12 protein-coding genes are annotated in these 12,959 nt (G+C 69.6%); 7 read left to right on the plus strand and 5 right to left on the minus strand.

Annotated features, from left to right (window positions below; genetic code table 11):
* Positions 1-110: 110 nt before the first annotated feature.
* Complete coding sequence (locus K1T34_RS23140) at positions 111-1,412, plus strand: amidohydrolase (RefSeq protein ID WP_220246289.1); 1,302 nt, start codon at positions 111-113, stop codon at positions 1,410-1,412.
* 396 nt (positions 1,413-1,808) lie between these two features.
* Here K1T34_RS23140 and K1T34_RS23145 read toward each other — a convergent pair whose 3' ends face one another.
* On the minus strand, positions 1,809-2,261 hold the full coding sequence (locus K1T34_RS23145) for a gamma-glutamylcyclotransferase (RefSeq protein WP_220246290.1): 453 nt from the start codon (positions 2,259-2,261) through the stop codon (positions 1,809-1,811).
* Between the two features lie 131 nt (positions 2,262-2,392).
* Between K1T34_RS23145 and K1T34_RS23150 the strand changes: the two genes are divergently transcribed.
* From K1T34_RS23150 to K1T34_RS23170, 5 genes are all read left to right on the plus strand, one after another.
* Positions 2,393-3,796 carry an NAD(P)H-quinone dehydrogenase gene (locus K1T34_RS23150; protein ID WP_220246291.1) on the plus strand — a complete coding sequence of 468 codons (1,404 nt, stop codon included), beginning with the start codon at positions 2,393-2,395 and terminating at the stop codon, positions 3,794-3,796.
* Between the two features lie 110 nt (positions 3,797-3,906).
* Positions 3,907-4,368 (plus strand): hypothetical protein, encoded by a 462-nt coding sequence (locus K1T34_RS23155; protein WP_220246292.1) that lies wholly within the window; start codon positions 3,907-3,909, stop codon positions 4,366-4,368.
* 231 nt (positions 4,369-4,599) lie between these two features.
* A complete protein-coding gene (locus tag K1T34_RS23160) occupies positions 4,600-5,247 on the plus strand; it encodes a hypothetical protein (RefSeq protein WP_220246293.1) in 648 nt (215 codons plus the stop codon).
* 100 nt (positions 5,248-5,347) lie between these two features.
* The gene (locus tag K1T34_RS23165; protein WP_220246294.1) at positions 5,348-5,947 is read left to right on the plus strand and encodes a class F sortase; all 600 of its coding nucleotides are present in this window, start codon (positions 5,348-5,350) and stop codon (positions 5,945-5,947) included.
* 99 nt (positions 5,948-6,046) lie between these two features.
* Positions 6,047-6,841 (plus strand): VOC family protein, encoded by a 795-nt coding sequence (locus tag K1T34_RS23170; RefSeq protein WP_220246295.1) that lies wholly within the window; start codon positions 6,047-6,049, stop codon positions 6,839-6,841.
* 83 nt (positions 6,842-6,924) lie between these two features.
* Here the strand turns inward: K1T34_RS23170 and glpK are convergent, their stop codons facing one another.
* Entirely contained in the window at positions 6,925-8,430 is a 1,506-nt protein-coding gene (glpK, locus tag K1T34_RS23175; RefSeq protein WP_220246296.1) for a glycerol kinase GlpK, read from the minus strand.
* A gap of 49 nt (positions 8,431-8,479) precedes the next feature.
* Positions 8,480-9,424: an MIP/aquaporin family protein gene (locus K1T34_RS23180; RefSeq protein ID WP_220247364.1), complete on the minus strand. Its 945-nt coding sequence runs from the start codon at positions 9,422-9,424 to the stop codon at positions 8,480-8,482.
* 151 nt (positions 9,425-9,575) lie between these two features.
* Here K1T34_RS23180 and K1T34_RS23185 point away from each other — a divergent pair, with 151 nt between their 5' ends.
* The gene (locus tag K1T34_RS23185; protein ID WP_220246297.1) at positions 9,576-11,288 is read left to right on the plus strand and encodes a glycerol-3-phosphate dehydrogenase/oxidase; all 1,713 of its coding nucleotides are present in this window, start codon (positions 9,576-9,578) and stop codon (positions 11,286-11,288) included.
* A gap of 116 nt (positions 11,289-11,404) precedes the next feature.
* Here the strand turns inward: K1T34_RS23185 and K1T34_RS23190 are convergent, their stop codons facing one another.
* Together K1T34_RS23190 and K1T34_RS23195 are read right to left on the minus strand one after the other, a co-directional pair.
* Positions 11,405-11,935: a GNAT family N-acetyltransferase gene (locus tag K1T34_RS23190; protein WP_220246298.1), complete on the minus strand. Its 531-nt coding sequence runs from the start codon at positions 11,933-11,935 to the stop codon at positions 11,405-11,407.
* Between the two features lie 27 nt (positions 11,936-11,962).
* Complete coding sequence (locus K1T34_RS23195; protein ID WP_220246299.1) at positions 11,963-12,955, minus strand: hypothetical protein; 993 nt, start codon at positions 12,953-12,955, stop codon at positions 11,963-11,965.
* Positions 12,956-12,959 lie beyond the last annotated feature (4 nt).

The raw sequence follows: 12,959 nt of genomic DNA on the forward strand, positions 1-12,959 counted from the left end.
GCTTGCCACCTGCATGGTGCACGATCATCTGCAAATGCGTACGACAGATCGAACGGCACGGTGCGAGTCCCAGGCGCCACCGGTGTTGCGGGAGCGGGAGGAGGTGCGGTGTGACTGTGCTTGACTCACGTCCGGACGTTCCAGGTGACCCCGAGGGTCGCATGGCCAACCCGATCGAGGCGCCCATCGCGCTGATCACCGAAGCCGGCGTCAGCATGGCACCTGTGGACGATCTCGGTGCGGGGCGTGGGCCGTTCTGGCTGGACGACTGGCTGCGGGCCAACGTCACCGACGTGCTCGCGTGGCGCCGCCACATCCACGCCCACCCGGAGCTGTCGCGGCACGAGTTCGCGACCACGGAGCTGGTCGTGTCGCTGCTGCGCGCCGTCGGGCTCAAGCCGTGGGTGCTGCCCGGCGGCACCGGTGTGGTGTGCGACATCGGCCAGGGCGAGCGCTGCGTCGCTCTCCGTGCCGACATGGACGCGCTGCCGCTCACGGAGGACACGGGTCTGCCGTATGCCTCCACCACGGAAGGCGCGGCCCACATGTGCGGGCACGACGCCCACACCGCCATCCTGCTGGGCGCGGCCCGCGCGCTGGCCGGCGCTCCCGAGCTGCCCGGCCGCGTGCGCCTGATCTTCCAGGCCGCCGAGGAGGTCATGCCTGGCGGCGCGCTGGACATGATCGCGGCGGGCGCGCTCGAAGGCGTCGAGCGGATCTTCGGCCTGCACTGCGACCCGCGACTGGAGGTCGGCAAGGTCGGCACCCGCGTGGGCGCGCTGACCTCGGCCGCCGACCTGATCGAGCTGCGCCTCACCTCGCCCGGCGGCCACACGTCGCGGCCGCACCTCACCGCGGACCTCGTGTACGCCCTGGGCACGGTCATCACGTCGCTGCCGTCGGTGCTGTCGCGCCGCGTCGACCCGCGCTCGGGCACGGTGCTCGTGTGGGGCGCGGTGCACGCCGGCCAGGCCGCCAACGCGGTCCCGCAGGACGGCGTGCTGCGCGGCACCTTGCGCACGGCCGACCACGAGGTGTGGACGGCGCTCGAACCGCTCGTCGCGTCGTCCGTGGAGTCGCTGCTCGCGCCCACCGGCGTCGGCTTCTCGCTCGACTACCGCCGCGGCGTGCCCCCAGTCGTCTCCGACCCGGAGTCCACGGCGCTGCTGCGCGCGGGCGTCGAAGCCGCTCTCGGGGAGCAAGGCCTGGCCGGCACGGAGCAGTCCTCCGGCGGCGAGGACTTCGGCTGGTACCTCGAGCACGCCCAGGGCGCGTTCGCCCGCCTCGGCGTGTGGCCCGGCCCGCCGGCTCCTCAGGCCGACATCCACCGCCCCACCTTCACCCTCGACGAGCGGGCGCTGATGGTCGGTGTCCGCACGCTGGTCCACACCGCGCTGGCCGCTCTCGCCTGAGTTGTCCACAGCCTCACCCGCTTGAGTTATCCACAGCTCGGCCGAGCTGTGGATAACTCAAGCGGGTGGTTTTTGCGTCCAGGCAAAGCCCTGTGAACACCGTTTTCACCCGGTCTCGTGAACCCTCATCGAGCCGTCGAGCCGCCTATTCACAGCGGGTGATCAACGGCCGCCGGGGCACTTCGGTGAAAGTGGTTGAAACGAGCGTTTTTACCTATACCCCAACGGATCCAAGCCGCCTATAAGCACCTTTGACAACTCGCACGACGGCCGCAAAACAAAGCGTCGCAAGCAGAAAACGTGAAGCCGTGTCAGAGCTTTACCGACTGATGGTGAACACCGTTCATGATGCCCAGGTCGGCGCGTAAATCCGCCGAGTTGTCCACAGGGCTGTGGTCAGCCGGTGATCCCGGAGCACGGCCGGGTGCGCAGGTCATCCACATAGTCGGCGGGGGCTCCGGCGGCCTCGGCCGCGTCGGCGAGCACGCCAAGGTAGCGCGCGGACGGCAGGCCGCCCTCGTACGCGTCGAGCACGTACAGCCAGGCGAGCACCGAGCCGTCCATGGTCTGGACCCGCAGGCGGATCTTGTTGTGCATGCCGAGCTCGCCGCCTTCCCAGCGGTCGAGCCCGGTCTCGTCGAGCGAGGTCACGTCGTAGAGCACCACGAAGACCCGGGAGGCCGGGTCCTCGACGATGGTGGCCAGCGCGCCTTCCCAGCCGAGGTCTTCGCCCCCGAAGGTCAGCCTCCAGCCCTCCAGCCAGCCGGTGCCGGCCATCGGTGCGTGCGGGGCGCGCTCCAGCATCTGGGCGGGCTCCATGTTCGATCCGTAAGCGGCATACAACGGCACGGGCGACAGCCTAGCGACCCGCTCAGCGCACGAGCGGATGCACATGCCGTGTCCGGCCACTTCGCTTGGCGACGGACCCCTCCGCGTACCGTTGGACCCACCGGCCACACGCGTATCGAGGAGGACCTCAGGTGACCAGGATCGTGATCATGGGCGGGGGCCCGGCGGGTTACGAAGCCGCCTTGGTCGCCGCGCAGCACGGCGCCGACGTGACGATCGTCGAGCGTGACGGCCTGGGCGGCGCTTGTGTCCTCTACGACTGCGTTCCGTCGAAGACGTTCATCGCGTCTTCCGGCGCGCTGGCGAAGATGCACGACCTCGGTGAGCTGGGCATCAACACCGATCTGGCCGACACGAGCGTCGACCTGCCGACCGTCCACGGCCGGGTGAAGGGCCTCGCGCTCGCGCAGTCGGCCGACATCCGCGCCCGCGTGCAGCGCGAGGGCGTGCGCGTGATCAACGGCACCGCCAGCTTCTGCGACGAGGAGCCGGGCCTGGCGACGCACAAGGTCGCCGTGACCCACGCCGACGGCACCACGGAGGCCGTGGGTGCCGACGTCGTGCTGATCTCCACCGGCGCCACCCCGCGCGTGCTGCCCGGCGCCGTGCCCGACGGCGAGCGCATCCTCGACTGGCGCCAGCTCTACGACCTCACCGAGCTGCCCGAGCACCTCGCCGTGATCGGTTCGGGTGTCACCGGAGCCGAGTTCGCGTCGGCGTACACCGAGATGGGCGTGAAGGTCACCGTGGTGTCCAGCCGCGACCGCGTGCTGCCCCACGAGGACGCCGACGCCGCCGCGGTGCTCGAAGAGGTCTTCTCGCAGCGCGGCACCACCGTCGCGAAGCACGCGCGCGCCGAGCGCGTGGAGCGCACGGAGAAGGGCGTGGCCGTGCACCTGGCCGACGGCCGGGTGATCGAGGCCAGCCACGCGCTGATGACCGTCGGGTCCATCCCGAACACCGCCGACATCGGCCTCGACCGCGTGGGCATCGAGCCCGGCCCCGGTGGGTTCATCACCGTCGACCGCGTGTCGCGCACCAGCGTGCCCGGCATCTACGCGGCGGGTGACTGCACCGGCCTGCTGATGCTCGCGTCGGTGGCGAGCATGCAGGGCCGCATCGCGATGTGGCACGCGCTGGGCGAGGGCGTCGCGCCGATCAAGCTGAAGACCGTGGCCGCCAACGTGTTCACGCACCCGGAGATCGCGACCGTCGGCATCAGCCAGCACGCCATCGACTCCGGCGAGGTGCCGGCGCGCACGATCATGCTGCCGCTGGCCACCAACGCCCGCGCCAAGATGGAAGGCCTGCGCCGCGGTTTCGTGAAGCTCTTCTGTCGCCCCGCCACGGGTGTGGTGGTCGGCGGTGTGGTCGTGGCGCCGTCGGCGAGCGAGCTGATCCTGCCGATCGCGCTGGCCGTGCAGAACCAGCTGACGGTGGACCACCTGGCGCTGACGTTCTCGGTGTACCCGTCGTTGTCGGGCTCGATCACCGAGGCGGGGCGTCAGCTGATGCGCCACGACGACCTCGACTGATCCCGGTCGATCTGGTTGGGACAGTTTTTCCATTCCCGCGCAACCCCACGTGGCTCGCCGCGTCTTGTGCGGTGACAGGCTGATGACTGAGCGGGACAAGGGGGCCGAGGGTGCGCAAGAGGGCGGTTTTCGTTGCGGCGGTGGCGATCGGGACGGTCGCCGTGGCCGGACAAGCGGTGGCGGCGACCGGAGGGCCCGCGGCCGCGCCCGCGCCGGCCGTGACCGTGCAGTTGAACCAGGACACGGCGGCCCTGCACGGGCTGGTGAACCACTTCCAGCGCGGCGAGTCCAACGTCGCCCTCGCCGACTGCCCCGGCGCCAAGGCCGGCTCGACCACGTTCAGCTCGCCCGTGCTGAAGTTCGCGAACTACGACTTCGGCCCCTTCATCGGCGTACGCGCCACCGTCTCCGCCGACGCCGACCTCGTGTCCGGCACCGCCGCCGGCGACTACCCGCTCACCGTGGCGTGCGGCGGAAAGACCTACGTCGCCACGTTCACCGTGCCGGCCGCCCAGGTGGCGACGGTTCCTGCTGGCGCCGCGAAGGCGGGCGACGGAAGCCTCGCCGAATAGCGCATCCAGACCCACTGAAAGCCGCCGGGAACCATTTCCGGCGGCTTTTTCGTGTGCGCCGGACCGAGTTCCCGACGTGCTCGAATCGTTACCCTTATTGACAACCCGGTGCAGGTCAGAGACGTCTTCATGGTGTCGGAGGAGCACGGTCGCGCGGCAGGGGGAACTGTACGCGCGGGGTTGTGGAATCCGCTGTTCTCCGTTGCGGGAAATCAGTTGAGGGGAAACTCCATGAAACGCATTGCAGTTTTTTCGTCGATTCTGGCGGCCGGTCTGCTCACGGCCGCGCCGGCCTTCGCTGCCGAGTCCACCGCGCCGACCACGCCCGGGCAGCCGGCGTCGAGCACCTCGACGCCGGTCCCGCCCACGTCGGACAAGCCCACACCGCCGACGGGCGAGCACCGGCCGCCCAAGCCGTCGCTCACGGTCCTGCCACGCGCGGCCAGAGCCGGTGACTCGGTCACGGCGCGGGTGGTGTGCCCGCCGGAGACGAGCATGAAGCTGTCTTCGCCGGCGATCACGTTCGGGGAGCTCCACGCCGTCGGGACGGAGCAGCCGCTCGAGACCGCGTACGTGTACCAGACGCTGGCCGACGTGAACAAGAACGCGAAGCCGGGGACCTACACCGTCACGTTCCTCTGCGGCAAGGCCAAGCTCGCGCAGAGCTTCAAGGTCCTGCCGGCCAAGGACGCCGTGGTGACCACGCCGACGACGCCGAAGCAGGTCACCAAGGTGCCGGTGGGGGCGCCGCAGACCGGTGGCACCGACGGTCCCGTCGACGACTCGTCGTCCGGGCTCGCGGTGGCCGCGGGCGCGATGGGCGTGCTGGCCCTCGGCGGCGCGGGGATGGTGCTGGCGCGGCGGCGCTCGCGCGGCTGACGAAACCCGGTCGCCGGAGGGGAGCCGCGGCCCCTCCGGCGACCGCGCTCGGTCACCTGGTTGGGTGCTCAGTGCGCCCTCGGGACCCGAAGGGGGAGACATGTTCAGAAAGACTTTCGCCGCGGTGGCTCTGGCTGCGCTGGCCGTGCTCGGTGGCTGCGCCGCTCCGTCCGCTTCGTCCCCGCCGCCGGTGGGACATTCCCTGACGCCGCCGGCGCCCGAGACGTCCGTGGTGCTGCCGAAGTCCAAACCAGTGTCGCTGGACATCCCGAAGATCGACGCGCACTCCACGCTCGTCCCGCTCGGGCTCAACGCCGACAACACCGTGCAGGTGCCGCCGGTGAGCACGCCGTTGCAGGCCGGCTGGTACGAGTACTCGCCGACGCCGGGGGAGCGCGGCCCGGCGGTGGTGCTCGGGCACGTGGACGGCAACAAGCACGAGGGGATCTTCTTCCACCTCAAGGAAATGGCGCCCGGGGACCAGGTCTCGATCAAGCGGGAAGACGGCAGCACGGCGCGCTTCGAAGCGACCAAGGTGGACCAGGTGCCGAAGGACGTGTTCCCGAGCGACGCGGTGTACGGCGACACTCCCGACGCGCAGCTGCGGCTCATCACGTGCGGCGGCGCGTTCGACCGCGCGGCGCACAACTACGAGGACAACGTGATCGTCTACGCGCGGCTCGTCGCCGACGGTCACTGATCGCTGCTCGTTCGTGATGGTTCGCGGTTTTGTCGGTGGCCGGTGTAAGACTGTGGCCGCAGACACAATCCGCATCGCAACTGATCATGGGGAGTGCAGATGTTGTTCCGCGACGAACGCTGGCCCGACGGCACGCCGTGCTGGGTCGACCTGATGGTGCCCGACAGAACCGCCGCCGCGAAGTTCTACGAAAGCCTGCTGGGCTGGGACGTGCAGTTCGGCGGCGCCGAAACCGGCTATTACGGCATGGCGCAGCTCGCCGGGCGGCCGGTGGCCGGGGTGGGGGAGATCCCGGCTGAGCAAGCCGGCATGCCGGCCGCGTGGACCACGTACCTGGCCGTGTCCGATGTGGACAAGGCCGTGGCCGCCATCGCCGAGGCCGGCGGCCACGTCGTCGCCCCGCCGATGGACGTGATGACCCAGGGGCGCATGGCGATCGCGACGGACTCGACAGGCTCCGTGTTCGGCCTCTGGCAGGCCGGTCAGCACTCCGGTACGCAGGTCACGCTCGCACCGGGCGCGCTCGCGTGGAACGAGAACATGTCGCGCGACTTCGCCGCCGCCAAGACCTTCTACGGCAACGTCTTCGGCTACTCGTTCAACGACATCTCGAACGACGAGTTCACCTACGCCACCCTCGACATCGACGGCCGCCCGACCGGCGGCCTCGGCCAGGCGAACGGTGACTACGAGCCGGGCTGGATGACCTACTTCTGGTCTGTCGACGTCGACGCCGCCGCGGCCAAGATCCCCGAGCTGGGCGGCACCGTGACCGAGAACCCGGTGGACACGCCGTTCGGGCGGATGCTCATGGCCAAGGACAACCAGGGCGCGTCCTTCCAGCTCATGGCACCCAACGAGCAGTCCGGCACCCAAGAGGGCTGGGGCGCCTGACCCGAACACCTGCCGGATCCAGGAACGCGACCGGCCCCCGTCCGAAGCAGGACGGGGGCCGATCGCCGAAACGAAACCGCGGGTCAGTCGACCCAGTCGAACGTCTTCGTCACGGCCTTCTTCCAGTTGCGGTACTCCGATTCGCGGCGGGACTCGTCCATCGACGGGTCCCACTGCTTGTCCTGCGCCCAGTTCGTGCGGATGTCGTCCTCCGACGCCCAGAACCCGACGGCCAGCCCGGCCGCGTAGGCCGCGCCAAGGGCGGTGGTCTCGGCGACCACCGGCCGGATCACGGGCACGCCGAGGATGTCGGCCTGGAACTGCATGAGCAGCTCGTTCACGACCATGCCGCCGTCGACCTTCAGCGACTTGAGCGGCACGCCGGAGTCGGCGTTCATCGCGTCGATGACCTCACGCGACTGGAACGCGGTCGCCTCGAGCACGGCCCGCGCGAGGTGGCCCTTGTTGACGAACCGCGTGAGGCCGACGATCGCGCCGCGCGCGTCCGAGCGCCAGTACGGCGCGAACAGACCGGAGAACGCCGGCACGAAGTACGCACCGCCGTTGTCCTCCACCGTGCGGGCGTGCTCCTCGATCTCCGCGGCCGACGCGATCATGCCCAGGTTGTCGCGCAGCCACTGCACCAGCGAACCGGTGACGGCGATCGAGCCCTCGAGCGCGTAGACGGTGTCGTTGGAGCCGATCTTGTAGCAGACCGTGGTGAGCAGGCCGTTGTCCGACATGACTTTTTCAGTGCCGGTGTTGAGCAGCACGAAGTTGCCGGTGCCGTAGGTGTTCTTTGCCTCGCCGGGCGAGAGGCAGGCCTGGCCGAACGTCGCGGCCTGCTGGTCGCCCAGGATCCCGGCGATCGGCACGCCCGCGAGCGCACCCTTTTCGCGAACCTTGCCGTACTCCTCCGACGACGAGCGGATCTCCGGCAGCATCGAGAGCGGAATGCCCATCTCCCCGGCGATGTCCGCGTCCCACTGCAGCGTGTCGAGGTCCATCAACAGCGTGCGAGACGCATTGGTCGGGTCGGTGACGTGGATACCGCCGTCGGCGCCGCCCGTCATGTTCCACAGCACCCAGGTGTCCATGTTGCCGAAGATCAGGTCACCGGCCTCGGCTTTCGCGCGGGCGCCGTCGACGTTGTCGAGGATCCACTTGACCTTCGGGCCGGAGAAGTACGTCGCGAGCGGGAGGCCGACCTTCTGGCGATAGCGTTCCTGGCCACCGCCCAGCGCGCCGAGCTCGCCGACGATCTTGTCCGTGCGCGTGTCCTGCCAGACGATCGCGTTGTACACCGGCTTGCCCGTGGTCCGGTCCCACACCAGCGCCGTCTCGCGCTGGTTGGTGATGCCGACGGCGGCGATGTCCTTGGTGGTCAGGTCCGCCTTGGCGAGCGCGCCCCCGGCAACGGCGCGCGTGTTCTCCCAGATCTCTTCGGCGTTGTGCTCGACCCAGCCGGCCTTCGGGAAGATCTGCTCGTGCTCGCGCTGGTCGACGGCGACCACCCGGCCGGAGTGGTCGAAGATCATGCAGCGGGTCGACGTGGTGCCTTGGTCGATCGCGGCTACGTACGAAGTCATGATTGCTCCCTCGCTCTGGCGAGACCCAGCTGAAACGTGATCTTGCCGGTCATTCGGCGCTCGACCGATGGCTCGGCTCCTCGGCCGGGACCCGCCCCGGCTCCGGCTCGACCTGGACGAGCGCGTTCTCGCGTGCCGTGAGCACCTGGCCGATGAGCAGGTCGTAGATCAGGATGCCGACCACGCCACCGATGAGAGGCCCGGCGATCGGGATCCACCAGTAGTTGCTGAACCAGTCGCCGTTGCCAGGGAAGGCTTTGTTCCCCCACCCTTCGAACAGGGTCAGCAGCCTTGGCCCGAAGTCGCGTGCCGGGTTGATCGCGTAACCCGCGTTCGTGCCGAACGACAGCCCGATCCCCACGACCACGAAGCCGATCAGGAACGGTCCCATGTTGCTCTGGGGCGCGTTGTTGCGGGTGTCGATCAAGGCCGCGATGATGCCGACGAGGATCGCGGTGCCGACGATCTGGTCGAGCAAGGGTCCCCACACTCCGCCGCCGAAGTACTCGGCCGGGAAAGTCGCGAAGATGGAGAACGTGCCCAATGAGTCCGGTCGCGACAGTGGTGGGTTCTGTGTGGCGTTGAAGGTGTTGATCGCGTCGTGGTACACCGCGTAGACCACTGCGGCCCCGGCCAGCGCGCCGACCACCTGGGCGAACCAGAACGGCAGCACCTTGGCCCACGCGAACTTCCGCCGGACCGCGAACGCCAGCGTGACGGCCGGATTGAGGTGCGCTCCGCTGACGCCGGCGGTCATGTAGACCGCGAACATCACGGCGATGCCCCAGCCGAATGCGATGATCAGCCAGTTGGACGCACCGAAATCGACCGATTGCCGGCCGGAGCCGGGCAGCCCCACCACCGCGACCGCGACCGAGCCGCAGCCGAGGAGGATGATGACGGCGGTTCCCAGAAACTCTGCGAGTAATTCGCCACCAATACTCGAGCTTAGTCGGCTCCAAGCGTTTGACCTCTGAGAGATTTGTTCGCTCATCGCTTCCCTCCCAATTCGCCGCTTCGTTGCGCCGAGATCGTCCATGCTGCTCTGCCACGCCGGTACGGACAAGTTTCCGGCCGGGCGAAGTGCTCGGTAGTCGTGCAATGCTGGGGGTGTGCAACAGCCAGTCGCGAGGAGGGCAGCCGCGGTGACGGAAGCGAAGCTGGGGCCGACGGTGCGCGAGGAGTCCTGGCAGCGCCTCGGCAAGGAGACCTTCGACCTGGTCGTGATCGGCGGCGGGGTCGTGGGTGCCGGGACGGCGCTCGACGCGGCGACCCGCGGCCTGCGCGTGGCGCTCGTAGAGGCCCGTGACCTGGCATCCGGCACGTCGAGCCGGTCGAGCAAACTCTTCCACGGTGGCCTGCGCTACCTGGAACAGCTGGAGTTCGGCCTGGTCCGCGAAGCGCTCCACGAGCGCGAGCTGATGCTGACCACGCTGGCCCCGCACCTGGTCAAGCCGGTGAGCTTCCTGTACCCGCTGACCCACCGCGTGTGGGAGCGGCCGTACACCGCCGCGGGCCTGTTGATGTACGACCAGATGGGCGGCGCGCGGTCCGTTCCGGGGCAGAAGCACCTCACCCGGGCGGGTGCTTTGCGGATGGTTCCTGCGTTGAAAAGGTCGTCGCTCATCGGTGGCATCCGCTACTACGATGCGCAGTCCGACGACGCCCGCCACACCATGACCGTCGCCCGCACCGCCGCGCACTACGGCGCCGTGGTGCGCACGTCGACCCAGGTGGTGGGGTTCCTGCGCGAGGCCGACCGCATCTCGGGCGTGCGGGTGCGCGACGTCGAGGACGGGCGCGAGACGGAGATCCAGGCCGGCGCGGTCATCAACTGCACCGGCGTGTGGACCGACGAGCTGCAGCGCCTTTCGGGCGGGCGCGGGCGGTTCCGCGTGCGCGCGAGCAAGGGTGTGCACATCGTGGTGCCGCGCGACCGGATCGTCTCGGAGTCGGGACTGATCCTGCGCACTGAAAAATCTGTCCTCTTTGTCATCCCGTGGCGCAACCACTGGATCGTCGGGACGACCGACACCGACTGGCACCTCGACCTGGCGCACCCCGCGGCCACGAAGCACGACATCGACTACATCCTCGACCACGTGAACACGGTGCTGGCCACACCGCTCACCCACGACGACATCGAGGGCGTGTACGCCGGCCTTCGTCCGCTGCTGGCGGGCGAAAGCGAGGAGACGTCGAAGCTTTCGCGTGAGCACGCCGTCGCGCGCGTGTCGCCGGGCTTGGTCGCGATCGCGGGCGGCAAGTACACGACGTACCGCGTGATGGCGGCCGACGCCGTCGACGCCGCCGTGGTGGACCTGCCGGGCCGGCCGCCGTCGTCCATCACGGACAAGGTGCCGCTGCTCGGCGCCGACGGCTACCACGCGCTCGTGAACCAGGCCGACCACCTGGCCTCGCAGCACGGCCTGCACCCGTACCGCGTGCGGCACCTGCTCGACCGGTACGGCTCGCTGGTCCACGAGGTCCTGACGCTGGCCGACGGCCGTCCCGAGCTGCTCAAGCCGATCGACTCCGCGCCCGACTACCTGGGCGTCGAGGTCGTCTACGCCGCCAGCCACGAAGGCGCGCTGCACCTGGAAGACGTGCTCGCGCGGCGCACCCGCATCTCCATCGAATACGCCCACCGCGGCGCCGACTGCGCCGACCAGGTCGCGCGCCTCGTCGGCGAGGTGCTGGGCTGGTCCGCGGAGACGATCAAGCGCGAGGTCGACGTCTACACGGCTCGCGTGGAGGCCGAACGCGAGTCGCAGTCGCAGCCGACGGACGAGTCGGCGGACGCGTTGCGGGCTTCGGCGCCGGAGGCTCGGTCGGGGATCATCGAGCCGGTGAGCTGAGGTCTGTGAAGGGCACCTTGAGGGACTTGGATTCCCCGAAGGTGCCGTTGGCGGCTTTGCACCGAAGGGCGCCCCGGCTCGGCCGAGGCGCCCTTCGCTGAATTTTCACCGCTGGTTCAGGCCTTGCGGATCCACCTGATCAACGGCTCGCCGGTCGGCGCCGGCGTCCGCTCCGGTCCGACGTACGCGAACCCGCACTTCGCGGCGACCGACGCCGACACGACGTTGCTCTCCTCGTGCCGGTAACTGATCTCCTGCAGCCCGAGCCCGCCGAAGCCGTAGCGCAGAGCCGCGCTCAGCGCCGTGCTCGCCACGCCCTTGCCCCGCTCCGTGGGATGCGTCCAGACGGAGGCCTCGGCGGTGTCGAACGTCAGGTCCAGATCCCGCAACCCGACCTCCCCGAGCAGCCGTCCGGTCGTCGGCTCCGCGACCGCCCACGAGCACCGCTCGTCGCACGACCACTGCACCGTGCGCAGCGCGATGTACTCGGTCGCTTCGTCGAGCGTCCGCAGCCGGTAGTTCAGCACGTACCGCTTGTGCTCCGGATCGGCGAACGCCTCCATCAGCGCGGCCCGGTCGTCGAGGTGCCGGTCCGCCCGGAGCTGGCGCAGGTAGTACGCGCCCGCGTTGATCTCCACGGGTTCCACGCCACGAGGGTAACCAGAGCCGGGCCGTCAGCGCTCCCAGATGACGGGTGCGCCACCCTCGTCGAGCGGCCCGTTGGACACGATTCCGCCGATCGTGTCGTCGTCGCCGACGGAGTGGACGTCGCCGCTGCGGTAGCCGTCGGGCAGGGGCAACTTGCCGAGTGGCGTGGTGTCCTGCCAGGCGAAAGGAGCGCCGGCGTTCGGCGTCGTCAGGTTGGGCAGCTGACCGGCGCTCAGCCCGGTGCTGTTGACGAACCGGGCCTGGTCACCCTGGGGCAGTGGCTCGGGGCGGTCCGGGGCGGTCCACCTGAACGCCTGGCTCGGCGGCGGGCCGTCCGGGTTCGCGAACCCGACCACCACGCCGTCGCGGATGGCGAGCGCGAACGCCGAGGAGTAACCGGCCGGAAGGGTCAGCGGCGTGCTCCCCCCGTTCTTCCACAGATGGTCCGAGAACAGCACGGTGCCGTCCTCGTCGAGGTCGCGTGCGTCGGCCCACTCACCGGTGTGCGGGACGATGACCAGGCCTTGCCCGAGAACGGGCCACAGTGCGACGGCGTCCTTGGCCGGGTCGTCGGCGAAGAGCAGCGCCAGCACGTCGCCGCGGTCGTTGAGCGCGGTGGCCTGGCTGCCGACGTAACCCGGAGCCTCCGGCAGGAGGTGGAAACCGTTGCCGTCCAAGAGGAATCCGCGGCTGAGGCCGGTGTCGTAGTCGACCGCGTCGCCGAGGACCACGCCCGAGCTGTTCTCGTCGACCACCCTCGCGAACTCGTAACCCGCCGGGAGCCCGCGCACAGTGGGCTGCCCGTTGGTCCACGTCACGACCTGTGAGGTGCCGTCGATGGCGAACTCGCCGGCGAAGCCGCCGTGGCCGTCGGTGCCCATGAGGAAGCCGGTCGCGTCCTCGTGCCCCTTCGGCAGGGGCAGCAAGGTCGCGTGCCAGGTCTCCGCGCTCGCCGGGACTGCCCCCAGGCCGGTCACGACGACAGCGGCCGCGGCGACCGCCAGTGCTCTGAGCTTCATGTAA

This window comes from Amycolatopsis sp. DSM 110486 (assembly GCF_019468465.1).
Lineage (GTDB): Bacteria > Actinomycetota > Actinomycetes > Mycobacteriales > Pseudonocardiaceae > Amycolatopsis.

Excerpts from the sequence above, each read along its gene's own strand:
- K1T34_RS23160 (WP_220246293.1), top strand. The coding sequence starts at position 4,600 with ATGAAACGCATTGCAGTTTTTTCGTCGATTCTGGCGGCCGGTCTGCTC.
- K1T34_RS23165 (WP_220246294.1), top strand. The coding sequence starts at position 5,348 with ATGTTCAGAAAGACTTTCGCCGCGGTGGCTCTGGCTGCGCTGGCCGTG.
- K1T34_RS23170 (WP_220246295.1), top strand. The coding sequence starts at position 6,047 with ATGTTGTTCCGCGACGAACGCTGGCCCGACGGCACGCCGTGCTGGGTC.
- glpK (WP_220246296.1), bottom strand. The coding sequence starts at position 8,430 with ATGACTTCGTACGTAGCCGCGATCGACCAAGGCACCACGTCGACCCGC.
- K1T34_RS23180 (WP_220247364.1), bottom strand. The coding sequence starts at position 9,424 with ATGAGCGAACAAATCTCTCAGAGGTCAAACGCTTGGAGCCGACTAAGC.
- K1T34_RS23195 (WP_220246299.1), bottom strand. The coding sequence starts at position 12,955 with ATGAAGCTCAGAGCACTGGCGGTCGCCGCGGCCGCTGTCGTCGTGACC.